Here is a 22,892-nt window from a genome sequence, read left to right on the forward strand (position 1 = left end):
CTGCGAGACAGACACGTCAAGCAGGTACGAAAGTAGGTCTTAGTGATCCGGTGGTTCTGTATGGAAGGGCCATCGCTCAACGGATAAAAGGTACTCCGGGGATAACAGGCTGATACCGCCCAAGAGTTCATATCGACGGCGGTGTTTGGCACCTCGATGTCGGCTCATCACATCCTGGGGCTGAAGCCGGTCCCAAGGGTATGGCTGTTCGCCATTTAAAGTGGTACGCGAGCTGGGTTTAGAACGTCGTGAGACAGTTCGGTCCCTATCTGCCGTGGACGTTTGAGATTTGAGAGGGGCTGCTCCTAGTACGAGAGGACCGGAGTGGACGAACCTCTGGTGTTCCGGTTGTCACGCCAGTGGCACTGCCGGGTAGCTATGTTCGGAATAGATAACCGCTGAAAGCATCTAAGCGGGAAACTAGCCTCAAGATGAGATCTCACTGGGAACTTGATTCCCCTGAAGGGCCGTCGAAGACTACGACGTTGATAGGTCGGGTGTGTAAGCGCTGTGAGGCGTTGAGCTAACCGATACTAATTGCCCGTGAGGCTTGACCATATAACACCCAAACAATTTGTGTGTTAGACGGTGAAGTCGACGAACCGAAAGTTCGTGTGAACCGCAAATACCTGTCACATACCCGAATCAGGGTGAGCGTGTGCGTAAGTCACGAGCATCCGAAAGAATTGCTTGACGACCATAGAGCGTTGGAACCACCTGATCCCATCCCGAACTCAGCAGTGAAACGACGCATCGCCGATGGTAGTGTGGGGTTTCCCCATGTGAGAGTAGGTCATCGTCAAGCACCTATCCCAAAACCCCTGATCAGCCTGGCTGGTCGGGGGTTTTGCTTTTGGGGCGCGGAAAAGCAGGAGCATCTCCCTGTAGGAGCGGACCTTGTCCGCGATTGCCGGCGGTTCCGGCGCACTTCGCGGATAAGATCCGCTCCTACGCCGCCCCACCCGCGCCATGTCCGCGAGGCCATGGCGATGGGTATCGCTTCGCTCAACGCCATCCTACGCGTCCCGCCGAGCCACCATCCTACGCCGCCCCACCTGCGCCATTCCCCCTGTAGGAGCGCGCCCTGCGCGCGAATCGCGGGCAGGGCCCGCTCAGCAGGCAGACATTCGGAACTTCGCCTCGCTGTGTAGCGCCTATAGTCAGAAACAATAGGTAACAAGTTCCCGGCCACCGCCACTGCTCGCCGGGAGTCCACCGTCTGCAGGACGCGCTCTCGAGGATGGGGAGGCCCGGTCGTGGAGTTGGGTGCCGTGGCCAGGAGGGCCGGCGCCGATCTGGAGAAAGGTAGCCGCCATGAGCAAGAAACCCTTCTACAAGAGCCTGTACGTGCAGGTGCTGATCGCCATTGCCATCGGCATCGCCCTGGGCCACTTCTATCCGCAGACCGCGGTGCTGATGAAGCCCCTGGGCGACGGCTTCGTCAAACTGATCAAGATGGCCATCGCGCCCATCATCTTCTGCACAGTGGTCACCGGCATCGCCGGCATGCAGAGCATGAAGGCTGTGGGCAAGACCGGTGGCATGGCGCTGCTGTACTTCGAGGTGGTTTCCACCATCGCCCTGATCATCGGCCTGGCGGTGGTCAACATCGTCCAGCCGGGTGTGGGCATGCACGTCGACCCGGCCAGCCTGGATACCAGCAAGGTCGCCGCCTACGCCTCGGCCGGCGAGAAACAGAGCACCATCGAGTTCCTGCTCAACATCATCCCCAACACCGTGGTCGGCGCCTTCGCCAACGGTGACATCCTCCAGGTGCTGTTCTTCTCCGTGCTGTTCGGCTACGCGCTGCATCGCATGGGCAGCCTGGGCCAGCCGATCTTCCTGTTCATCGAGCGTTTCACCCAGGTGATGTTCAACATCATCAACGTGATCATGCGCGTCGCCCCCATCGGCGCCTTCGGTGCCATGGCTTTCACCATCGGAGCCTATGGCGTGGGTTCGCTGGTGCAACTGGGCGAGCTGATGGCCTGCTTCTACCTCACCTGCATCCTCTTCGTGCTCCTCGTGCTGGGCAGCATCGCGCGCTGCCATGGCTTCAACATCCTGCGTTTCATCAACTACATCCGCGAGGAGCTGCTGATCGTTCTCGGCACTTCCTCGTCGGAGTCCGCGCTGCCGCGGATGATCGCCAAGATGGAGAAGCTGGGTTGCGACAAGACCGTGGTCGGCCTGGTGATTCCCACCGGCTATTCCTTCAACCTCGACGGTACTTCGATCTACCTGACCATGGCCGCGGTGTTCATTGCCCAGGCCACCGATACGCAGATGGACATCATCCACCAGGTGACCCTGCTGGCGGTGCTGCTGATCGCCTCCAAGGGCGCGGCCGGCGTCACCGGTTCGGGCTTCATCGTCCTGGCCGCCACCCTGTCCGCCGTGGGCCACCTGCCGGTCGCCGGCCTGGCGCTGATCCTCGGCATCGACCGCTTCATGTCCGAGGCCCGCGCCCTGACCAACCTGGTGGGCAACGGCGTGGCCACCGTTGTGGTAGCCAAGTGGTGCAAGGAGCTGGACGAGGAAACCCTGCATCGCGAACTGGCCGCCGGACCCTCGGCGCTCGAAGCATCGATGGATCATTGAAAGCTTCACGCGCTACCCTCTACGGCGCCCCTGCACGGGGCGCTGTCGTTTCCTGAAGCCCGTCATGCAGGCAGTGGAGAAAGCCATGACCGAACGCAAGTCGAACTACCCGCTGTACACCCACTATTCGGGCCCGGCCCTGCTGGAGATGCCGCTGTTGAACAAGGGCAGCGCCTTCAGCCCGCAGGAGCGCATCGACTTCAACCTCATCGGCCTGCTGCCGCAGACCGTGGAGACCATCGAGGAACAGGCCGAGCGCGTCTACCAGCAGTACCTGCAATGCGCCTCCGACCTCGACCGGCACGTCTACCTGCGCTCCATCCAGGACAACAACGAGACGCTGTTCTTCCGCCTGCTCGAAGGCCACCTGGAGGAGATGCTGCCGATCATCTACACCCCCACGGTAGGCCAGGCCTGCCAGGATTTCTCGAAGATCTACCGCACCCACCGCGGCCTGTTCGTCTCCTGGCCGGACCGCGAGCGCATCGACGACGTGCTGCGCAGCGCCACCAAGGACAAGGTGAAGATCATCGTGGTCACCGACAGCGAGCGCATCCTCGGCCTGGGCGACCAGGGCATCGGCGGCATGGGCATCCCCATCGGCAAGCTGTCGCTGTACACCGCCTGCGGCGGCATCAGCCCGGCCTACACGCTTCCCATCGTGCTCGACGTGGGCACCAACAACCAGGCGCTGCTGGACGACCCGCTGTACATGGGCTGGCGCCACCCGCGCATCAGCGGCAAGGACTACGACGACTTCGTCGAGCTGTTCATCCGCGCCGTACAGCGCCGCTGGCCGGGCGTGCTGCTGCAGTTCGAGGACTTCGCCCAGACCAACGCCATGCCTTTGCTTGCGCGCTACCGCGACCAGCTGTGCTGCTTCAACGACGACATCCAGGGCACCGCCTCGGTGGCGGTCGGCACCCTGCTGGCGGCGTGCAAGGTCAAGCAGCAGAAGCTCAGCGAGCAGGTGATCACCTTCGTCGGCGCTGGTTCCGCCGGCTGCGGCATCGCCGAGCACATCATCGCCGCCATGCAACTGGAAGGGCTGTCCGAGGCGCAGGCGCGCCAGCGCATCTTCATGGTCGACCGCCACGGCCTGCTGGTGGAGGGCATGGACGGCCTGCTGGACTTCCAGCGCAAGCTGGCGCAGAAGGCTGCCGACGTGGCCGACTGGCAGCGCGGCGAGGACGGCATCGGCCTGCTCGAAGTGGTCAGCCGGGCCAAGCCGACGGTGATGATCGGCGTTTCCGGGCAGCGCGGGCTGTTCAGCGAGGCGGTGATCCGCGAGATGTACAAGCACTGCCCGCTGCCGCTGGTGATGCCGCTGTCCAACCCGACCTCGCGGGTCGAGGCGACGCCGGCGGAAATCCTCCAGTGGACCGAGAGCCGCGCGCTGGTCGCCACCGGCAGCCCGTTCCAGCCGGTGGAGCACGGCGGGCGCAGCATCCACATCGCCCAGTGCAACAACTCCTACATCTTCCCCGGCATCGGCCTGGGGGTGATCGCCGCCGGCGCCCGACGCGTGACCGAGGCGATGCTGATGGCCGCCTCCAACGCCCTGGCCGAGTGCTCGCCGGTGGTGACCGGGGAGGGCGATGCGGTGCTGCCGCCGCTGCGCGACATCCAGCAGGTCAGCCGGCGCATCGCCTTCGCCGTGGCCAAGCAGGCCCAGGCCGAGGGCGTGGCGCTGGAAACCCCGGACGACATGCTCCAGGCCGCCATCGAGCGCAACTTCTGGGTGCCGCGCTACCGCGAGTACCGCCGTCGCTCGTTGTGAGGTTGCCGCTACAGGCGTTGCGCTAGCGCTTCCAGCGCCCGTGGCGCTCTTCGCCTGCCGGGCGCCCTGCGCGGCGCTCCTGCAGGGCGAACTGCAGGGCCTTGGCTGCGCCGGCGCCGAGCAGTCCGCCCAGCAGGGTGGCGACGACCTGCAGCAGCAGGCCCCGCGCGCTGGCGGCGTTCATCTCGTGCAGGAAGGTCGCCGCTTCCGGCCAGAGCGCCAGCCACAGGCCGACGAAGCCCAGCACCAGGTCGTACCAGAAGGCGCCAACCCCGGCGGGGCGGTAACCGCGAACGAAGAGGATGAAGGCGCTGAAGGCCAGCGCCAGGAGCAGAGTGCCCAGCGTCTGGCTGAGCGCATCAGGACCGGACATGGCCATCACCTCCCTGCCTCGCGCAGACGCAGGCACTGGCGGCTGTGCAGCCCCAGGCGCACCTCGTCGAGCAGCGCCTCGGCACAGGACAGGGCCTGCTGGCTCGCCTTGTCCATGGGCGCGGCGGCGCTGCTGAAGTCATCGATGCGCAGGCCTTCGATCAAGTCCGGCGCCTCCACCAGCGTCCAGTTCAGGCCGCTCACCTCCAGGCTGCGCGCAAGGCCGGCGCCGAGTCGCTCGTCGGCGGCATCTTGCGGCGCCACCAGCCACTGCCAGTGGCCCACCAGGAACAGCCGCGGCATGCCGGCGCGCAACGCACCGTCGATGAGCGCGCCGCACTGCGGCGGCAGCTGTTGCGGCGGTTGGTCGCCGAACATGGCGAAGACCACGTCGAGCCCCGTCACCGCCTCGCTGACCTCGATGGACGACGCCAGGCCGCCCAGCTTGCAGCGCAGGCCGGGGCGCGCACGCAGGTCGTTGAGATCCTCCACCAGGGCGCTGACCTCGTGCTGCCGGTGCAGCGCGGCGGCGACCAGGGCCTGGCCGAGGCTGTCGAAGGGGCGGAACACGCCCAGCTTCAGCGTGGGGGTCTCGAGGTTGTGCATGGCGCTTCCTCCGATTGAAGGGCAGGGCGGGCCTATGCATATCGAAGCCTTGGCGAGGGCGGAGGTTCCGCCGGCCTGGCAGTTGGCCGGGGCAGGGTGCGGAACACGCAGTCCGGTGTCGAGTGCGGGCGGGTTCTTTCCGAGGGGCTTTTCCTCTATCTTCTGCGCTTGCGCCTTCCTTCCTCACGCAGACTCGTCGAATGCCCGTCCCGTCGTTCCTTTCGCCATCCCTCACCGCCGGTATCGAGGCGTTGACCCGTCACTACGCCGACACCGTCCTGCCGCTGTGGCGCGCCGCCGGCTGGAACGAGGCGCTGCAGCTGCCCTACGAGTCGCTCGACGACCGCAGCGGGCAGCCCCTGCCCGCGGTGCGCTACCGCGCCATGGCCTGCGCCCGCCAGCTGTTCGTCTTCAGCCACGCGGGGCCTGCCGGCGCTGCTCGGGCCGAGGCATTGTTCGACTCGCTGCAACGCCATTTCGGCGATGGCCACGGGGCCTGGCTCTATAGCATCGACGCGGCCGGCAAGCCGCTGGACAGCCGCCGCGACCTCTACACCTTCGCCTTCGTGGTGTTCGCCTGCGCGCAATATCACAAGCTCAGTGGCAACGCGGCTGCGCTGGAGCTGATGACGCGCACCACCGAGCTGATCGAGCAGCGCTTCGCCGATGGCCAGGGGTTGTACCTGTCCGCGCTGGCCGAGGATTTCGCAGACGACGGCGCGCCCGTGCTGCAGAACCCCATCATGCACCTCACCGAGGCCTATCTGGCGGCCTATGCCATCGCTGGCGAGCCCTGGTACGGGGAGCGCCTGCAGGCGATCGGCGCCGCGGTATTGGCGCGCTTCGTCGATCCGGCCAGCGGCTGCATCGCCGAGCTGCCGCAAGGCGAGGCGGGCAACCGCATCGAGCCGGGGCATCAGTTCGAATGGTTCTCGCTGGTCATGGGCGCGCCGGCGTTGTTCGCCGGTTCGGCCCTGGAGGCCGCGCTGCGTCGCGCCTTCGTCTTCGCCCGGCAGCATGGCGTGGCCGCCGATACCCTCGGCGTCAGTGCCGCACTGGCGGCGGACGGCACGCTGCAGGACGCCACCCAGCGCATCTGGGCGCAGACCGAGTTCGCCCGCGCCCTGGCCGTGGAGGGTAGCGCCCGGTCCCTCGATACCCTGGCGCTCTGGACCGAGCGCTTCCGTTCGCGCTTCCTCCACGACGGCGGCTGGCACGAGGTGCTGGGGCCGGACGGCGAGGTGCTGCGCGCGGACATGCCTTCCACCACGCCCTACCACCTGCTGGGCGCCTACCAGGCGCTGCAGGCCCTGGTTGGGCGCGTCTGACTCCTTGTACCGCCCGGCGGCCATGCCTTTGGCAGGGGCGATCCGGCGGAACCGCTGGCAAGCTGGAGAGTCCGTGAAAGGGTGGGCGACCGTCCGCCATCTCGCGCAACTCCAGCCATGTGAACGGCCTGCCAGCGGGCCAGGGGGAACGATGCATGCAACAGCGAACCAGTGAGCCGAACTTCATGCCACCCAGCGAGTACACCACCTCCAGCGGGGTGGCGGTGCTCATTTCGCCGCGTTACGCCGGCCCCGGCAAGGTCGCCGAGATGCTGCTTTCGCTGGCGAAGGTGCCCACCAGCGTATCGCCGCTGGATGTGGTGATCGGGCCCTGGGAATCCCATGAGGCCGCCTTCGAGGCCTCCTTCGCCGCCGCCGAGCGCTGGGTGGACCAGCTCGACGGGAGGGCTTGAGCCGGGCTTTTCGCGTTATCCATTAGCGCATTCCCGGGGCATATGGGGCGCCGAGGTGCTTTCGTTTCTTGCAGGCCGCGCTGGGATGCTCTTCGTATGAGCGAGCCATGCCCACCTCCGGCTCTACCTGTAGGAGCGCGCCCTGCGCGCGAATCGCGGGCAGGGCCCGCTCCTACAGGTGTTGGGAGACGCTTCCTGCGCGTCGTGGAAAGGCGACCGGCCGTCCAGAATCGCGATGCGGAAAAGAAAATGCTGTTCAAATCCGTCGAACCCTGTATTCTGCTGCCACTGCCTGCCAGTTTAGCGCCTCCGTCTTGATGTTCAGTCCGTTCTGATTTCCATCTCCTCGGTTTCTCTTCACTCTGCATTCAGTTTCAGCCAGGCATGTCGCCTGTGCTCGTTCCTACCTTGGAGATCTACATCATGGCAAACCGCCAAACTGGTACCGTCAAGTGGTTCAACGCTGAGAAGGGCTTCGGCTTCATCACCCCGGAAAGCGGCCCGGACGTCTTCGTTCACTTCCGCCAGATCGAATCCACCGGCTACAAGAGCCTCGACGAGGGCCAGCGCGTCAGCTTCCTCGTGACTGCCGGCGCCAAAGGCCCGCAGGCCGAGCAGGTTCAAGCCCTGTAAGCGCACCTTCTGGTGCCCGAAGCCCCGCATCGCATTGCGGGGCTTTTCGTTTGTGCTCGAAAAATTCCCTCTCGCAATCGAAACTCCGCTACCTCGGCCGGGCAATCTGGTACTCGATGACCGACGCCGTCGCCTGTCTCGCCCCTGACCGGGCGCTCCGTATCTCCGCGCAGACGCTGTCCGTGGACGGTCGCTGCATCTAGCAGCGTCGTTGTCCTTCCTCTTCTTCCTCTTTCCGCCGATGTCGTTTTCATGCTGTCGCCAGCGCCGGGCCTGGGCGCTCGCGGGCGAGGCCATGTCGTTTTTGCTCATGCCCATGGCGATCCTGGGCAAATGCCCGGATAACGCCCTGGAATAGGGTTGTGCCCGCGTCCCGCAGTCCGGGACGCCCGCCAGGTGGCGCCTTGCCACCGCATAACAAATTCAACAAAGGCCGACCGATGAGTATTCCAAGTGCGAAAGGCGCCAGTGGCGAACTGGTCCAGGGCTTCAAGCCGCGCCATGTGACCATGCTGTCCATTGCCGGGATCATAGGCGCGGGGTTGTTCGTCGGTTCCGGCCATGCCATCGCCGCCGCGGGGCCTGCCGCCATCCTGGCCTACGCGCTGTCCGGGCTGCTGGTGGTGCTGGTGATGCGCATGCTCGGCGAGATGGCCGTGGCCCGCCCCGACACCGGCTCCTTCTCCGCCTACGCCGACCAGGCCATCGGCCGCTGGGCCGGCTTCACCATCGGCTGGCTGTACTGGTGGTTCTGGGTGCTGGTGATCCCCATCGAGGCGATCGCCGCCGGGGTGATCTTCAACAGCTGGTTCCCGCAGGTGCAGACCTGGGTGTTTGCCCTGGTGATGACGCTGCTGCTGACCGTCACCAACCTGTTCAGCGTGGCCAAGTACGGCGAGTTCGAGTTCTGGTTCGCCATGCTCAAGGTGGGCGCCATCGTGCTGTTCATCAGCCTGGGCGCGGCGGCGCTGCTCGGCGTGCTGCCGGCGGGGCACGAGGTCAGCGGCCTGGGCAGCCTGATGCGCGAGCACGGCGGCTTCCTGCCCAACGGCTGGGGCGCCATCTTCACTGCGCTGATCACCACGCTGTTCAGCTTCATCGGCACCGAGGCGGTGACCATCGCCGCCGCCGAATCCAGCGACCCGCGGCGCAACATCGCCAAGGCCACGCGGGCGGTGATCTGGCGCATCAGCGTGTTCTACCTGCTGTCGATCCTGGTGATCATCTCCGTGGTGCCCTGGAACGACCCCATGCTCACGGCGCAGGGCTCCTACCAGCGCGCCCTGGAACTGATGAACGTGCCCCACGCCAAGCTGATGATGGACGTGGTGGTGCTGGTGGCCGTGGCCAGCTGCCTGAACTCTTCGATCTACATCGCCTCGCGGATGATCTACTCGCTGAGCCGCCGCAACGACGCGCCGGCCTTCATCCAGCGCACCTCGGCGGCCGGCGTGCCGCGGGCCGCGGTCATCGCCAGCACCCTGATCGGTATGCTCACCACCGTGCTGAACTTCATCGCCCCGGCGCGGGTGTTCGACTTCCTTCTCGCCAGCTCCGGCTCCATCGCCCTGCTGGTGTACCTGGCCATCGCCGTCTCGCAGCTGCGCATGCGCGCCAATCTGCAGCGCAGCAACCAGGAGATCGCCTGCCGCATGTGGCTGTTCCCCTGGCTGACCTGGGCGGTAATCGCCTTCATCACCTCCGTGCTGGTGGTGATGTTCATCCTGCCCGAGCACCGCGTCGAAGTGAGTTCCACCCTCGGTCTGACCGTGGCCACGGTGCTGCTGAGCTTCACCACCCGGCGCCAGGGCGCCCATGCCGGCAGCCGCTTCGAGCCGTTGCGTTCGGCCGGCTGAAGACAGGAGTCGCGATTGGTAGAACGGCGGCAATTCAGCGGCGCCATGCAGGGCCGCAACCTCAGGTTCCTTTCCGCGCCCCGGGCGGGCGCGCAACGCCAGGGGCGGGTGGGCTTCCTGCTGCTGGAGCATTTCTCCCTGCCGGCCTTCACCCAGGCGCTGGACACCCTGGTCACCGCCAACCTGATCCGCGCCGGGGCCTTCGCCACCAGCACCTTCAGTCTGGACGGCGAATCGGTCACCAGCGACCTGGGGCTGGTCATCTGCCCCGGCTCGGCCCTGGCGCCCGCGCACCTGGCGGGGCTGGACCTGCTGGTGGTCTGCGGCGGCCTGCGCACCCCGCTGCGCGCCGCGCCCGAACTGACGCGCCTGCTGCAACTGGCGGCGGAGAAGGGCGTGGCCCTGGCCGGGCTGTGGAACGGTGCCTGGTTCCTCGGCCAGGCCGGCCTGCTGAACGGCTACCGCTGCGCAGTACACCCGGAGAACCGCGCCGCGCTGGCGGAGATCGCCCGGCACAGCGAGGTCACCAGCGAAAGCCACATGGTCGACCGCGACCGCCTCACCGCGGCGAGCCCGACCGGGGCCTTCAACATGGTGCTGGAGTGGATGGACGCGCTGCACGGCCGCGAACTGGTGGAAGCCGTGGCGGACATCCTCGCCTTCGAGGAATCGCGCTTCCGCCGCGCCCGGCCGGCGCTGCACGAGAAGCTCAGCGAGCCGCTGCGCGAGGCCATCAACCTGATGAGCGCCAACATCGAGGAGCCGCTCAGCCAGGAACAGCTGGCGCGCTACGTCGGCCGCTCCAAGCGGCAGATCGAGCGGCTGTTCCAGCAGCAGCTGGGCACCACGCCGGTGCTCTACTACCTGGAACTGCGCATCACCGAGAGCCGCCGTCTGCTGCAGCACTCGGACCTGCCGATGTTCGAGGTGGGCCTGGCCTGCGGCTTCGTTTCGCCCAGTCATTTCAGCAAGTGCTACACGTCCTTCTACGGGTATCCGCCGTCGAAGGAAGTGCGCCATGGGTGTGTGAAGTCGGTGCGGTAGGTTGGCCTTGCGGAGACGGCGGATAACGCCTGGGGCGTTATGTGCCCTACGATTCGGGAGGGGGGGGCCGGGGGCCTCATCATGCCCGTCGAATCGCGGACGGAGTCCGCTCCTATGCTTACAGGAGAGCCCGGGCGTAGGGAGCGGACTCAACGCCCCCGCCCTACGTTCCCGCGTTCGCGGGCATAACGGGGCTGGGACCAGAGCCTGAAACCAAATTCCAACCAAACAAAAACCTACCCACACACTGCCGACTATCGGCTCGTCCGCTGGCCAGGCCAAATCGGAGCTATTCCTGCACTGCTCCAGCCGACAATGGAGGAGGAAATGGAACGACTAAGGAAGGTGTTGCTGGCTTCTGCCATCAACGAGACGTCTGCCGTCCAGGTCTTGCGCCAGGCCGCGGCGGAGGCCGTCTCGCCCGTTACCGCCGCGGCCCTGCTCACCGCTGCGAAACGCCTCGAGGAGAATGCCGATGCGCTGCTTCATGCCGCGCATCGGATCGAACTCACATTGCACCCCGACACCCGGGAGGAGGGCGTGGCCGGGCTCGCGCCACTGGACTGAGCCTGCCTTGCCGGCGCGCTCGTCAGGCTGCGGTCGTCGAGGTCCCCTTGCCGTGGACCATCACCCGGTTCCTGCCGGCCTGCTTGGCCTGGTAGAGCAGCTCATCCGCCTCCTTGAGCGTGGCGGCGACGTCGGACCGGTCCGCCGTCCAGCAGACCACCCCCAGCGACAGGGTGACCTGCCCGGCCGGGGGCATGACGGCCTCGGCCAGCGAGCGCCGGATCCGTTCCGCCACTTCCGCGGCGTCGGCGAGGCCGGTCAGCGGCAGCAGCAGGATGAACTCCTCGCCACCCACCCGGCAGGGCACGTCGCCGTCGCGGCAGTTCTGCCGCAGCAGGTCGGCGAAGGCCTGCAGCACCTTGTCGCCGACGTCGTGGCCGAAGGCATCGTTGACCCGCTTGAAATGGTCGATGTCCATGCTGATCACCGCGAAAGGCTTCTCCAGCAGCGCCCAGTCGCGCAGGCAGTCCTCCAGCATCCGCCGGTTCGCCAGGCCGGTCAGCGGGTCGCTGAGCACCTGGTGGTTGAGCTTGCCGATGCGCTCCTGGGTCAGCAGCGCGCCCTGGATCAGCGCGCGGCGGATGCGCCAGGCCTCGTAGTACCAGGCGCTCACCTGGCCAATGCCGCGGGAGTCGTCCAGTTGCTCGGCGTAGTCGGCGAGCCTGCTCAGGGGCTGGCTGATCCGCGAGGCGGCCCACCAGAGCAGGACCAGCCCCAGCAGGATCATTGGCACTATGCCCTGCACCACCTGGAGCATCAGCGCCCGCAGGGCGGCGAGGGGCGCGCTCATCGGTTGCTGGACGACCACCCCCCAGCCGCTGTTGGGCACCGGGGCATAGCCCGCCAGCATCTGCACCCCGTCGGCATCGGTGACCTGCATCGCGCCGCTCTCGCCGCGCAGCACGGCGTCCACCGCCGCGTTGCGGCCCACGGCCTTGCCGATGTGGTCGGCATCGGGATGGAACAGCAGGTGGCGGTTGCCGTCCACCAGGTACAGGTGCGAGGCGTCGGTCTGGAAGTGCTTGCTGACGATCTCGTTGAGCGCGTTGTTCTTGCGCAGGTAGATGGTCCCGCCGACCAGCCCCAGGTACTCGCCTTGCGGGCTGCGGATGGGGTGGGAGACGAAGACGATCAGGTTGCCCACCAGCGAATTGAAGGCCGGGCTGATCATCGCCTGGCGCCGCTCCAGCGGCTCCCGCGAGCGCAGGTTCTGGCCGGCCACGCTGAGCGCCGGCGGGTGCGAGGCGAGAATCCGGCCCTGGGCATCGGCGATCACCAGGGTGTTGAAGCTCTGGTCCTGCTCCGCCAGGCGCCGGGCCTCGGCCTGCATCGTCGCCCGGGAGGCGAAGTCCTTGCCCATCACCTGGGCGCTGTAGCGCAGCCGGCCGAGGTCGGCGTCGAGGCTCTGGCCGAGGGTCAGGGCGACTTTCGCCGCATAGGCGCGGTTGGTCTCCAGCGAATTGCGCACCAGCGTCTCGCGCTGGATCCGGTAGGTGGCATAGAGGTCGTTCAACAGCGTGGCGAGGATGGCCAGCGAGGTGAACAGCAGGATCAGCGTGCGCAGGTTGAGCTTGGGGATGGCCCCGGATGGCATGGACGTATTCCAGTGGCGCGTGGTGGATGGCGGCCGGAAACGGCGGGGCCGCCGGGTTCTGGCAAGGCAGCGGCCCGTCAGCGGCCGGTCCTCCGGTGCTGCGTCCGTCTATCCTGCCAAGGTTCATGTTAGGTGAGAAATTGGTGGCATATAGCCATTATTTGACCAATGGCGTGCGACGGCTTGTCCGTTCGCGGTTTGCTCTGGCCCGCCGGTTGGCGAACCGGGCCTTCGTCGGGCCGGGACACTCGGTCGCCAGGCATGAGCTTAGAACCGCCAGCGATTTGTCGACGGGCCCGGGAAACCCCAGGATAGGCCGGTAATGGTGACGAAGGCTGCCCAGCCGGCCTACGCTTGAAAAGAACCACGGCATTGGAAGTATCGATACATGCACGAGATCGGCAAACAGAACGAGAACGGCCCGGCGGGCTGGCAACTGGAGCGCATCGTCGAGGAACTGCGCGCGGCGCGCAGCGAATGGCGCAGCCGCAGCGGTCGGCCGCGGGAGCAGGGCGGGCGCGAGCTGCCTTCGCGGCGTTCCATCGAGGAGATCGTCGAACGCCTGGCCAGTGCGCTCTTCCCCATGCGCCTGGGGCCCAACGACCTGCGCGACGAGAGCGAGGACTTCTTCGTCGGGCGCACCCTGGACAGCGCCCTCAACGCGCTGCTGATCCAGGCGCGCCTGGAGCTGCGCTACAGCGCGCGCCAGCGCGGCGAAGCGGAGGACGGCATCGAGGAGCGGGCGCTGGGGATCGTCCGTGACTTCGCCCTGGCCCTGCCGCTGCTGCGCCAACTGCTGGACTCCGACGTGCTGGCCGCCTACCAGGGCGACCCGGCGGCGCGCAGCGTCGACGAGGTGCTGCTGTGCTATCCGGGGGTGCTGGCCATCATCCACCACCGCATGGCGCACCACCTGTACCGCGCCGGCCTGCCGCTGGTGGCGCGGATCATCTCCGAACTGGCGCACTCGGCCACCGGCATCGACATCCACCCCGGCGCGCAGATCGGCGGCAGCTTCTTCATCGACCACGGCACCGGCGTGGTGATCGGCGAAACGGCGATCATCGGCGAGCAGGTACGCATCTACCAGGCGGTCACCCTGGGCGCCAAGCGCTTCACCGCCGACGAGACCGGCCAACTGCACAAGGGCCAGCCGCGCCACCCGATTGTCGAGGACGAAGTGGTGATCTACGCCGGCGCCACCATCCTGGGGCGCGTCACCATCGGCAAGGGCTCCACCATCGGCGGCAACGTCTGGCTGACGCGCAGCGTGCCGCCGGGCAGCCAGATCAGCCAGGCCAGCCTGCAGCAGCAGGCCAACGACGCGGGGCTGGACTAGGCGTAGGGTGGATAATCGCGGACGGAGTCCGCTCCTACGACCCTGCTTCCTGGAACCGTAGCGGATTCCGTCCGCGATCGGTCCGATCCGTTGCACCGAACTATGCAACTGCACGGCCCTCGTAGGATGGCGTTGAGCTTGCGAAACCCATGCGGTTGCGCTGATGGGTATCGCTTCGCTCAACGCCATCCTACGAAAAGCGTCTTGGCGCGAGCGGGCCTGTTCCGTCAGCGAGTTCCCTGCGCCGGCGCCAGCTTGTCCAGCACCTGCCGGGCCAGGGCGTGGTACAGCGAGACCGGGGCGATCCAGCCGGAAATGCTGGCGGCCATGACCGTGGCGGCCAGCATGGGGATGAGCAGGTCGGGGCTGTGGGAGAGTTCCAGGACGATCACCGAGGCGGTCAGCGGCGAGCGGGTCACGCCGGCGAGGTAGGCGCCCATGCCCAGCAGCGCGCAGGTCTGCGGGTTGACGTCGGGCAACTGCGACAGCAGCGGGGCGAAGGCCGCGCCTATGCTCAGCGAGGGCGAGAACAGGCCGCCGGGGATGCCGGAGAGGTAGGACACCACGTTGGCCAGGAACTTCCACAGCACGAAGCCTTGGTCGGTCATCGGGTGGCCTTCGAGCAGGGCGCGGGTTTCCTCGTAGCCGGTGCCGAACACGTGGTTGCCCGAGGCCAGCCCCAGCAGCGCCAGCAGCAGGCCGCAGGCGGCGGCGAAGCGTACCGGCCAGCGCTCGCGCAGGCGAAACATGCGGCCCAGCCAGCCGGCCTGGGTGGGCAGCACCAGCTTGACGTAGAGCCCGCCCAGCAGGCCGCCGAGCAGGGCGCAGGCCGGCACCTCGCTCCAGCCCCAGCCGGCCGGCAGGCTGCCGCCGATTTCGCCGAAATAGGAGTAATGGCCCATCAGGCCGAGGGTGACGGCGCCGCCGATCAGCACCGCGGTCAGCACCAGGCCGCTGAAGCGCTGCTCGAAGGTGCGGCTGAGTTCCTCGATGGCGAACACGATGCCCGCCAGCGGGGTGTTGAAGGCCGCGGCGATGCCGGCCGCGCCGCCGGCGAGGATCAGCCCGGCGATGGTGCGCCGGCCATGCAGCCCCAGGCGCCGGCCGAAGGCGTAGATGACCGCGGCGCCGACGTGCACCGTGGGCCCTTCGCGGCCCACCGAGCCGCCCACCAGCAGCGCGCCCAGGGTGAAGAGCATGCGCACGGCGGCCACCGGCAGCGCCAGCACCCGGGCGCGGAAGCGCCGCGAGGGCGACTCCAGCGCGGCGATCACCTGGGGAATGCCGCTGCCCTTGGCCTCGCCGAACCAGCGCTGGGTGATCCAGGCCAGCAGGGCGAAACCCGCCGGGGTGAGCAGCAGCGGCAGCCAGGGCGCGATGCCGAGCATGCGCTTGAACAGCGCGAAGGACTGGTCCGCCAGCCAGGCGAAGGCCAGCGCCACCAGGCCCACCAGCAGCGCGCCGACCCAGAACGCCAGGCGCTGTCGCCATTCCAGCCAGCGTGGCCGTCGGAAGCGCCGGAGGCGGGCGGTGGGGGCGGGTTCTGCGTTGGCAGGGCAGGGCTGTTCGGACATCGACGGGGCCTGGATCGCGGGGCAAGGGTGGATTATGGCCGTCTTGCCATCGCCTTGCACTTCGCGTTCAGGTGTCTCCACGTTCTTCCGTGCAGGCGCTCGCCCTGCATGCGAATCATGGACGGAGACGCGATGTTATCCCGTAGGGACAACTGTCTTGCCCACTGCGCCGGGGTGCTCGCTCCTACGAAAAGCCGTACTCGCCTGCCGCGCAGGAGCGGACTTTGTCCGCGATTGTGCCGGCAGGGTAGGCGATGGGTTTTGCAAATGTTCTGCCGGGACACATAGGTAACGCCTGGGGCGTTATGCGCCCTACAGTTGGGCTGGCGAGCGGGCATAAGAATGCCCTCGTCCTTCCTGAACGACAGGCCCCCGCCAGGGCCTGGCCCAGGAGCCTGGCCGGGCCCGGCGGGGAGCGCTCGCCCGCAACGTGGCGGGCCAGTAGGTCATTGCATCGGAACACGAGAGCCGCCCGCCCGGAACCGGGTGGGCGACACCCCAGGTATAGCCGATGGCTGTGGCCGCTTCGCTGGCGAAGTGTGGCGCAGTCGAGGGTTTCGAGAGTTCGCTGCGCCGGGCCGACGACACGCGGCCAGTCGGCGGCGGCCATCGACACGATGTTGGCGTCGCCGTGCAGGCGCCGGTGCTCCGGGGGCGTCATGTCGAACCAGCGCTGGTGCGCCCGGCCTGCGAGCAGGTGGCCGACGAACTGCGCAAGCAGGGCTACGAGGTGGCGGTGGAGGAGCGCGACGACGGCCGCGTGAGCCTGGCGCTGGACCATGCCGGCGAAGGCCGCTTCCTCTACGAGGTGCGCCCGCGGGCCTTCGCCTCGCCCAGCTTCGTGGTGCAGGACAGCGACGAGGGCAACGACGCCCGCAAGTACTTCCGCGCCGAGGTACACCTGCGCGAAGGCGGCCAGGACTACGACATCATGGGTTGGAGCCGCGAGGACGTGATCGGCGACATCCTCGACCAGTACCAGCGCCACCTGCACTACCTGCACATGGTGCGCTGAAGCCTCCGGCGCGAGCAGCCCGCGGGGCGCTTCGCCGCGCTCAGCGCAGGTCCAGGCGGCGCGCCAGCTTGCGCAGGTTGCTCGGGTCCATCTTCAGCGCGCGGGCCGCCGCCGCCCACTTGCCGCCATGGCGCTGCAGCGCGCGTTGCAGCAGGCGGCGCTGGTAGTCGTCGACCACCTCCTGCAGGGAACGGGCGTCCTCGGTCGAGGGGGCGGGTATTTCGACGGCATCCTCGGCCGCCGGCAGCTCCAGGCCGAGCCCTGCCGCGTCGATGCTCAGCAGTTCGCGCCGCGAGGCCGCCTGGCTCAGGGTCTTGAGCGCCGCGCGGCTGATGAGATGTTCCAGCTCGCGCACGTTCCCCGGCCAGGCGTAGTCCAGCAGGGCCTGCTCGGCATCCGGCGTCAGGCGCAGGCAGCGCAGGCCCAGGCGGGTGCGGTTGAGTTCGAGGAAGTGCCCGGCCAGCACCAGCACGTCCTGGCCGCGCTCGCGCAACGGCGGGATGTGCACCGGGTACACCGACAGCCGGTGATAGAGGTCGGCGCGGAAGCGCCCGCCGCGCACCTCGTCGGCCAGATGGCGGTTGGTGGCGGCGATGATGCGCACGTCGACGTGCTTGGGCCGGTCGGCCCCCAGGCGCTGGATCTCGCCGCCCTGCAGGGCGCGCAGCAGCTTGGCCTGGATCGACAGCGGCAGCTCGCCGATCTCGTCGAGGAACAGGGTGCCGCCGTTGGCCGCCTCGAAGCGGCCCTGGCGGTCCTGGGCGGCGCCGGAGAAGGCGCCGCGCACGTGGCCGAACAGCTCGCTTTCGGCGAGGGTTTCCGGCAGCGCCGCGCAGTTCACGTAGACCAGCGGCTTGCGCGAACGCGGCGAGCTGGCGTGCAGGGCGCGGGCGAACAGCTCCTTGCCGACGCCGGTCTCGCCCTGCAGCAGCACCGGCAACTCGGAGTCGGCGACTATCTTCAGTTCGTCCAGCAACTGGTGCAACACCGGGCTCTCGCCGAGGATGCCGGCGCCGGGTTCCAGGGCCGGCTCGGCCAGAACACTGCGGGTCAGGCGCAGGCGGCGCACCTCGCTTTCCAGGCGGCCGACGCGCACGGCGGCCTCGATCAGCGGCGCGTAGTGCTCCAGGCGCCGGACCAGCGCCGGCGAGAAGCTGCCGGGGCGCAGGGCGTCCAGGGTCAGCGCGCCCCAGGCGCGGCCTTCCAGGTAGAGGCTCATGCCCATGCAGTCGTGTACCGGCAGGGGCTTGTCGGGGCTGTCCTGGAGCAGGCCGTCGTAGGGATCGGGCAGCTCGCTGTCGGCGCTGAACTGCAGCGGCTCGCGCTGCGCGAGGATGTGCGCCAGGCGCGGGTGGCTGGCCACGGCGAAACGCCGGCCGAGCACTTCGCGGTCCAGGCCCACGGCGGCCTGGGGCTGGAGGCTGTCGCCATCGAGCTGCAGCAGCACCACGGCGCTGCAGGCGAACTCGTCGCGCAAAGCCAGCACCAGCCGCTGCAGGCGCTCGGCGGTGGGCAGGTCGTCGGCCAGGTCCGCCAGGAGCCGGTCCAGCAAGGAGGTGTTTTTTACCTCTTTGAGGTCATTAGAACCCGTTCCGGGTGAGGTCATTTTGACTTGTGAATTTCGCAAGTTATTGATCCTGAGAGGTTTATGGGATGGCACACGACTTGCGATAGCGCAAGCAGTGCCTGACCAAGGAGCCATCCCATGCACGTCCCGCTCAGCAACATCCCAGGCCGCCGCGCCTACGTCAAATCCGCCAGCCCCCTTCGCCCGCTCGCCGGGGAGGAACGCCATCATGGGTGAATACCGCAAGTTGTGGTGGGCGCTGATCGCCGTGCTCGGCGTCACCTTCTGCATACTCGGCTGGTTCGGCCGCGAGGTCTACCGCCAGGCGCCGCCGATCCCCGCGCAGGTGCGCAGCGAGACCGGCGAAACCCTGTTCACCGGCACCGACATCCTCGACGGCCAGACCGCCTGGCAGAGCGTGGGCGGGATGCAGCTCGGCTCCATCTGGGGCCACGGCGCCTACCAGGCCCCGGACTGGACCGCGGACTGGCTGCACCGCGAGCTGAGCGCCTGGCTCGACATCGGCGCCCACGAGCAGTACGGCAAGGCCTTCGGCGAACTGGACGGCGACCAGCAGGCCGTGCTGCTCGCCCGCCTGAAGCGCGAATACCGCGGCAACCGCGCCGAGGATGGCGTGCTGACCTTGAGCGCACGCCGCGTCGAGGCCATCCGCCACACCGCCGACTACTACATCGCGCTGTTCGGCGACGACCCGGCGCTGCAGCACAGCCGCAAGAGCTTCGCCATGAAGGAGGGCACCCTGCCGGACCTGGCGCGGCGCCAGGAGCTGACGCACTTCTTCTTCTGGACCGCCTGGGCCGCGGCCACCGAGCGCCCGGGCTCGGCCGCCACCTACACCAACAACTGGCCCCACGAGCCGCTGATCGGCAACCAGCCGACCGCCGAGAACGTCATGTGGTCCATCGTCAGCGTGGTGCTGCTGATCGCCGGGGTGGGCTTCCTGGTCTGGGCCTGGGCCTTCCTGCGCGGGCATGAGGAGGCGGAGCCGGAGCCGCCGCTGCAGGACCCGCTCAGCCTGGTGGCGCTCACCCCGTCGCAGCGGGCGCTGGGCAAGTACCTGCTGCTGGTGGTCGGGCTGTTCGGCTTCCAGGTGCTGCTGGGCGGCGCCACCGCGCACTACACGGTGGAAGGCCAGGACTTCTACGGCATCCCGCTGTCGCAGTGGTTCCCCTATTCGCTGCTGCGCACCTGGCACATCCAGAGCGCGCTGTTCTGGATCGCCACGGGCTTTCTCGCCGCGGGGCTGTTCCTGGCGCCGATCATCAACGGCGGCAAGGACCCGAAACACCAGAAGCTCGGCGTCGACGTGCTGTTCTGGGCGCTGGTCGTGGTGGTGGTCGGCTCGTTCATCGGCAACTACCTGGCCATCGCCCAGCTGATGCCGCCGGAGTGGAACTTCTGGCTGGGCCACCAGGGCTACGAATACGTCGACCTGGGGCGCCTGTGGCAGATCGGCAAGTTCCTCGGCATCGCCTTCTGGCTGCTGCTGATGCTGCGCGGCATCCTGCCGGCCTTCGGCAAGCCGGGCGACAAGAACCTGCTGGCGCTGCTGTCGGCCTCGGTGATCGCCATCGGCCTGTTCTACGGCGCCGGCCTGGCCTACGGCGAGCGCACCAACCTGTCGGTGATGGAGTACTGGCGCTGGTGGGTGGTGCACCTGTGGGTGGAGGGCTTCTTCGAGGTCTTCGCCACCACCGCGCTGGCCTTCATCTTCTCCAGCATGGGCCTGGTCTCCGGCCGCGCCGCCACCACCGCCAGCCTGGCCTCGGCCTCGCTGTTCATGCTCGGCGGCGTGCCCGGCACCTTCCACCACCTGTACTTCGCCGGCACTACCACGCCGGTGATGGCGGTGGGGGCCACCTTCAGCGCTCTGGAAGTGGTGCCGCTGGTGGTGCTGGGCTACGAGGCCTGGGAGAACTGGCGCCTGAAGAACCGTGCGGCCTGGATGCAGCGGGTGAAATGGCCGCTGGCCTGCTTCGTCGCCGTGGCCTTCTGGAACATGCTCGGCGCCGGGGTGTTCGGCTTCATGATCAACCCGCCGGTCGCGCTCTACTACATCCAGGGCCTGAACACCACGCCGACCCACGCCCATGCCGCGCTGTTCGGCGTCTACGGCTTCCTCGCCCTGGGCTTCACCCTGCTGGTGCTGCGCTACATCCGCCCGCAGCTGCACTTCAACGAACGGCTGATGAAGACCGCCTTCTGGTGCCTCAACGGCGGCCTGGTGCTGATGCTCGCCACCAGCCTGCTGCCCATCGGCATCATCCAGTTCCACGCCAGCGCCAGCGTCGGCCTCTGGTACGCCCGCAGCGAGGAGTTCATGCAGCAACCGCTGCTGCAGACCCTGCGCTGGGTGCGCACCTTCGGCGACCTGGTGTTCATCGTCGGGGCCCTGTCGATGGCCTGGCAGGTGGTGACCGGGGTGCTTTCCCCGAGCGGCAAGTCCGTGAAAGTCTTCGCGGAAGGAGGTGTGCAGGAACAGGTCTGACGATTCGATAGGAACAAGCGTTGGTAACGCACGCGGCCCGCCAGGGAGGTGGGCCGCGTGCGTTTTTGCATGTGCGGCGGAGTCCGCCTACGTGGCAGGCGAGCATTCCGGTGCGGCCGGCAATGCACCGTACCCCCTTGTAGGAGCGGGCCCTGCGCGCGATTCGCGGGCAGGGCCCGCTACAGGTTGATGTCGAACAGTTTTTGCAGGCTGGGCTGGCGGCCCCGGTCAGTCATTGGGGTCGATCAGCCCCTGGCGCACCGCGTAGAGCACCAGGTTGGGCACGTCGTGGATGCGCAGGCGGCGCATGATCTGGGCGCGGTGGGCTTCGACCGTTTTCACGCTCAGGCCCAGGCCGGTGGCGATGGCGCGGGTGGAGGCGCCGCGGCTGATCAGGCGGAGGATCTCGATCTGCCGCTGGGTCAGCTCGGGGTCGTTGGCCGCCGGCTTCTGCCGGGCCAGGGCCTGGGCGATGACCGGGGCGGCGATGGCCGAACTCAGGTAGCGCTGGCCGCGGCCCACGGCGCGCAGGGCCATGTGCAGTTCGTTGAGGGCGGCGTCCTTGAGCAGGTAGCCCTGGGCGCCGCGCTCCAGGGCCGCGAGCACCACCTCGGCGTCGGTGTGCATCGACAGCATCAGCACCCGCGAGGCCGGCGCCACGCTGCCCAGTTCGCACAGGGCGTCCAGGCCGCTGGAGCCTTCCATGGTGACGTCCAGCAGGATGATGTCCGGGCGCAGGGCACGGGCCAGTTCCACCGTCTGGCGGCCGTTCTCCGCTTCGCCGATGATCTCGTAGCCCTCCAGGCTGGCCACCATGGCGCGCACGCCGAAGCGGATCAGCGCATGGTCGTCGGCCAGCAGCAGGCGGCAGCTCATGGCCGTGCGACCTGCCCCCGGGCGTTCGCCGGGCCCCGGGCAGTCGACCGTTGTGGGTTCATTGCGACAAGCTCCTGTATCCATGTTCCATGGCCGCGCGCGACGGCCTTCGCTTCAGGACAGAGCCTTTTTCCCGGCCAAGGTTCGGCTCTTGCGCGCGGGCGGCGCGCTCATTCGTCACCACCCGCGAACTGAAGGATAGCCCGTGGCAGGTTGGCCAGCCGCTCGCTGGCCTGGGCGGCGCCCAGCCGCAGCGCTTCGCGCGGCATGCCGAACACCACGCAGCTGGCCTCGTCCTGGGCCAGGGTGCGCGCGCCGGCCTCGCGCATGCTCAGCAGGCCGCGGGCGCCGTCGTCGCCCATGCCGGTCATGATCACCCCCAGGGCGTCGGGCCCGGCGTGCCGCGCCACCGAACGGAACAGCACGTCCACCGAGGGCTTGTGGCGGTTGACCGGCGGGCCGTCGAGCACTTCGACCAGGTAGTGCGCGCCGCTGCGCCTGAGCTGCATGTGCAAGCCACCCGGCGCCACCAGGGCCAGGCCCGGACGCAGGCGGTCCAGGTGGCGCGCCTCGCGTACTTCGATGCGGCACAGGCCGTCCAGGCGCTGGGCGAAGGCGGCGGTGAATTTCTCCGGCATGTGCTGGACGATGACGATGCCCGGGCAGTCCTCCGGCAACTGGCGCAGCACCTGCTCCAGCGCCTGGGTGCCGCCGGTGGAGGTGCCCAGGGCGACGATACGCTCGCCGGCGAGCCGGCCGCTGCGGGCGGCTGGCGGTACGGCCGTGGCCGGCGTGCGCGGCGGCGTGGCCCGTGGGTGGCTGCGGGCGGCCGCCTCGATCTGCCGGATGAGTTCGCCGGCCAGTTGCTGCAGGCTTTCGCGCAGGCCCACGCTGGCCTTGGCGAAGACGCCCACGGCGCCGGCCGCCAGGGCCTCTAGGGTGACGGCCGCGCCGGCCTGGGTGAGGGTGGAGCAGATGATCGCCGGCGTCGGCCGCTCGGCCATGATCCGGCGCAGGAAGGTGATGCCGTCCATGCGCGGCATCTCCACGTCCAGCACCAGCACGTCCGGCCATTGCTGGCGCATCTTCTCCAGGGCGAACAGCGGATCGGCCGCCTGGCCGATGACCTGGATGCCCGGGTGCCCGCCCAGGCAGGCGGTGAGCACCTGGCGCACCAACGCCGAGTCGTCGACGATGAAGACCTTGATCACGCCCGTG

At 68.0% G+C, this 22,892-nt stretch carries 17 protein-coding genes, 2 rRNA genes and 1 pseudogene (1 of these 20 only partly in view); 13 read left to right on the forward strand and 7 right to left on the reverse strand.

Going from position 1 to position 22,892, the window contains the following annotated elements:
- The 4 genes from IG194_RS28430 to IG194_RS28445 all read left to right on the forward strand — a co-directional run.
- Positions 1–558: ribosomal RNA gene (locus tag IG194_RS28430) — 23S ribosomal RNA — on the forward strand; it begins 2,325 nt to the left of the window's first position.
- 131 nt (positions 559–689) lie between these two features.
- Positions 690–805 (forward strand): 5S ribosomal RNA (gene rrf / locus IG194_RS28435).
- Positions 806–1,314: 509 nt separating this feature from the next.
- Positions 1,315–2,601, forward strand: a complete 1,287-nt coding sequence (locus IG194_RS28440; protein ID WP_058489481.1) for a dicarboxylate/amino acid:cation symporter — start codon at positions 1,315–1,317, stop codon at positions 2,599–2,601.
- Between the two features lie 85 nt (positions 2,602–2,686).
- A complete protein-coding gene (locus tag IG194_RS28445) occupies positions 2,687–4,381 on the forward strand; it encodes an NAD-dependent malic enzyme (RefSeq protein WP_058489780.1) in 1,695 nt (564 codons plus the stop codon).
- A 22-nt stretch (positions 4,382–4,403) separates the two neighbouring features.
- Here IG194_RS28445 and IG194_RS28450 read toward each other — a convergent pair whose 3' ends face one another.
- Together IG194_RS28450 and IG194_RS28455 are read right to left on the reverse strand one after the other, a co-directional pair.
- Positions 4,404–4,754: a hypothetical protein gene (locus IG194_RS28450; RefSeq protein WP_058489781.1), complete on the reverse strand. Its 351-nt coding sequence runs from the start codon at positions 4,752–4,754 to the stop codon at positions 4,404–4,406.
- A gap of 5 nt (positions 4,755–4,759) precedes the next feature.
- Positions 4,760–5,359, reverse strand: a complete 600-nt coding sequence (locus IG194_RS28455; RefSeq protein WP_058489482.1) for an NAD(P)H-binding protein — start codon at positions 5,357–5,359, stop codon at positions 4,760–4,762.
- A 200-nt stretch (positions 5,360–5,559) separates the two neighbouring features.
- Between IG194_RS28455 and IG194_RS28460 the strand changes: the two genes are divergently transcribed.
- From IG194_RS28460 to IG194_RS28485, 6 genes are all read left to right on the forward strand, one after another.
- A complete protein-coding gene (locus IG194_RS28460) occupies positions 5,560–6,687 on the forward strand; it encodes an AGE family epimerase/isomerase (RefSeq protein WP_009620167.1) in 1,128 nt (375 codons plus the stop codon).
- A 155-nt stretch (positions 6,688–6,842) separates the two neighbouring features.
- Complete coding sequence (locus IG194_RS28465) at positions 6,843–7,100, forward strand: hypothetical protein (protein ID WP_043317991.1); 258 nt, start codon at positions 6,843–6,845, stop codon at positions 7,098–7,100.
- A gap of 423 nt (positions 7,101–7,523) precedes the next feature.
- Entirely contained in the window at positions 7,524–7,733 is a 210-nt protein-coding gene (locus tag IG194_RS28470; RefSeq protein WP_009620169.1) for a cold-shock protein, read from the forward strand.
- Between the two features lie 440 nt (positions 7,734–8,173).
- Positions 8,174–9,589 (forward strand): GABA permease, encoded by a 1,416-nt coding sequence (gabP, locus tag IG194_RS28475; protein ID WP_058489483.1) that lies wholly within the window; start codon positions 8,174–8,176, stop codon positions 9,587–9,589.
- Positions 9,590–9,634: 45 nt separating this feature from the next.
- Positions 9,635–10,633, forward strand: a complete 999-nt coding sequence (locus IG194_RS28480; protein ID WP_141679763.1) for a GlxA family transcriptional regulator — start codon at positions 9,635–9,637, stop codon at positions 10,631–10,633.
- A 327-nt stretch (positions 10,634–10,960) separates the two neighbouring features.
- Positions 10,961–11,200, forward strand: coding sequence for a hypothetical protein (locus IG194_RS28485; protein ID WP_009620201.1), 240 nt, complete (start codon positions 10,961–10,963; stop codon positions 11,198–11,200).
- Positions 11,201–11,222: 22 nt separating this feature from the next.
- On the opposite strand, the gene IG194_RS28490 is transcribed toward IG194_RS28485, so the two are convergent.
- Positions 11,223–12,794, reverse strand: a complete 1,572-nt coding sequence (locus tag IG194_RS28490; protein WP_058489485.1) for a sensor domain-containing diguanylate cyclase — start codon at positions 12,792–12,794, stop codon at positions 11,223–11,225.
- A 388-nt stretch (positions 12,795–13,182) separates the two neighbouring features.
- Here IG194_RS28490 and epsC point away from each other — a divergent pair, with 388 nt between their 5' ends.
- Positions 13,183–14,133, forward strand: coding sequence for a serine O-acetyltransferase EpsC (gene epsC, locus IG194_RS28495; RefSeq protein WP_009620203.1), 951 nt, complete (start codon positions 13,183–13,185; stop codon positions 14,131–14,133).
- 227 nt (positions 14,134–14,360) lie between these two features.
- Here epsC and IG194_RS28500 read toward each other — a convergent pair whose 3' ends face one another.
- Positions 14,361–15,707 (reverse strand): chloride channel protein, encoded by a 1,347-nt coding sequence (locus tag IG194_RS28500; RefSeq protein ID WP_058489486.1) that lies wholly within the window; start codon positions 15,705–15,707, stop codon positions 14,361–14,363.
- Positions 15,708–16,380: 673 nt separating this feature from the next.
- Here IG194_RS28500 and IG194_RS28505 point away from each other — a divergent pair.
- A pseudogene (locus IG194_RS28505) lies at positions 16,381–16,722 on the forward strand (choline transporter); the annotation flags it as partial.
- A gap of 40 nt (positions 16,723–16,762) precedes the next feature.
- Here the strand turns inward: IG194_RS28505 and norR are convergent.
- Entirely contained in the window at positions 16,763–18,328 is a 1,566-nt protein-coding gene (norR, locus tag IG194_RS28510) for a nitric oxide reductase transcriptional regulator NorR (protein ID WP_058489487.1), read from the reverse strand.
- Between the two features lie 190 nt (positions 18,329–18,518).
- On the opposite strand from norR, the gene IG194_RS28515 reads away from it, so the two are divergent.
- Positions 18,519–20,798 (forward strand): nitric-oxide reductase large subunit, encoded by a 2,280-nt coding sequence (locus IG194_RS28515; protein ID WP_058489488.1) that lies wholly within the window; start codon positions 18,519–18,521, stop codon positions 20,796–20,798.
- A gap of 228 nt (positions 20,799–21,026) precedes the next feature.
- Here IG194_RS28515 and IG194_RS28520 read toward each other — a convergent pair whose 3' ends face one another.
- Positions 21,027–21,674, reverse strand: coding sequence for a response regulator (locus IG194_RS28520; protein ID WP_009620218.1), 648 nt, complete (start codon positions 21,672–21,674; stop codon positions 21,027–21,029).
- A 170-nt stretch (positions 21,675–21,844) separates the two neighbouring features.
- Positions 21,845–22,885 (reverse strand): protein-glutamate methylesterase/protein-glutamine glutaminase, encoded by a 1,041-nt coding sequence (locus IG194_RS28525; protein ID WP_058489489.1) that lies wholly within the window; start codon positions 22,883–22,885, stop codon positions 21,845–21,847.
- Positions 22,886–22,892 lie beyond the last annotated feature (7 nt).

Origin of the sequence: Pseudomonas sp. ADPe, assembly GCF_014843515.1 — a bacterium.
GTDB classification, from domain to species: domain Bacteria; phylum Pseudomonadota; class Gammaproteobacteria; order Pseudomonadales; family Pseudomonadaceae; genus Pseudomonas; species Pseudomonas citronellolis.

Bases quoted from the DNA above. Each gene is read 5' to 3' on its own strand.
- IG194_RS28440 (WP_058489481.1), top strand. From the start codon at position 1,315: ATGAGCAAGAAACCCTTCTACAAGAGCCTGTACGTGCAGGTGCTGATC.
- IG194_RS28445 (WP_058489780.1), top strand. From the start codon at position 2,687: ATGACCGAACGCAAGTCGAACTACCCGCTGTACACCCACTATTCGGGC.
- IG194_RS28450 (WP_058489781.1), bottom strand. From the start codon at position 4,754: ATGTCCGGTCCTGATGCGCTCAGCCAGACGCTGGGCACTCTGCTCCTG.
- IG194_RS28455 (WP_058489482.1), bottom strand. From the start codon at position 5,359: ATGCACAACCTCGAGACCCCCACGCTGAAGCTGGGCGTGTTCCGCCCC.
- IG194_RS28460 (WP_009620167.1), top strand. From the start codon at position 5,560: ATGCCCGTCCCGTCGTTCCTTTCGCCATCCCTCACCGCCGGTATCGAG.
- IG194_RS28465 (WP_043317991.1), top strand. From the start codon at position 6,843: ATGCAACAGCGAACCAGTGAGCCGAACTTCATGCCACCCAGCGAGTAC.
- IG194_RS28470 (WP_009620169.1), top strand. From the start codon at position 7,524: ATGGCAAACCGCCAAACTGGTACCGTCAAGTGGTTCAACGCTGAGAAG.
- gabP (WP_058489483.1), top strand. From the start codon at position 8,174: ATGAGTATTCCAAGTGCGAAAGGCGCCAGTGGCGAACTGGTCCAGGGC.
- IG194_RS28480 (WP_141679763.1), top strand. From the start codon at position 9,635: ATGCAGGGCCGCAACCTCAGGTTCCTTTCCGCGCCCCGGGCGGGCGCG.
- IG194_RS28485 (WP_009620201.1), top strand. From the start codon at position 10,961: ATGGAACGACTAAGGAAGGTGTTGCTGGCTTCTGCCATCAACGAGACG.
- IG194_RS28490 (WP_058489485.1), bottom strand. From the start codon at position 12,794: ATGCCATCCGGGGCCATCCCCAAGCTCAACCTGCGCACGCTGATCCTG.
- epsC (WP_009620203.1), top strand. From the start codon at position 13,183: ATGCACGAGATCGGCAAACAGAACGAGAACGGCCCGGCGGGCTGGCAA.
- IG194_RS28500 (WP_058489486.1), bottom strand. From the start codon at position 15,707: ATGTCCGAACAGCCCTGCCCTGCCAACGCAGAACCCGCCCCCACCGCC.
- norR (WP_058489487.1), bottom strand. From the start codon at position 18,328: ATGACCTCACCCGGAACGGGTTCTAATGACCTCAAAGAGGTAAAAAAC.
- IG194_RS28515 (WP_058489488.1), top strand. From the start codon at position 18,519: ATGGGTGAATACCGCAAGTTGTGGTGGGCGCTGATCGCCGTGCTCGGC.
- IG194_RS28520 (WP_009620218.1), bottom strand. From the start codon at position 21,674: ATGAGCTGCCGCCTGCTGCTGGCCGACGACCATGCGCTGATCCGCTTC.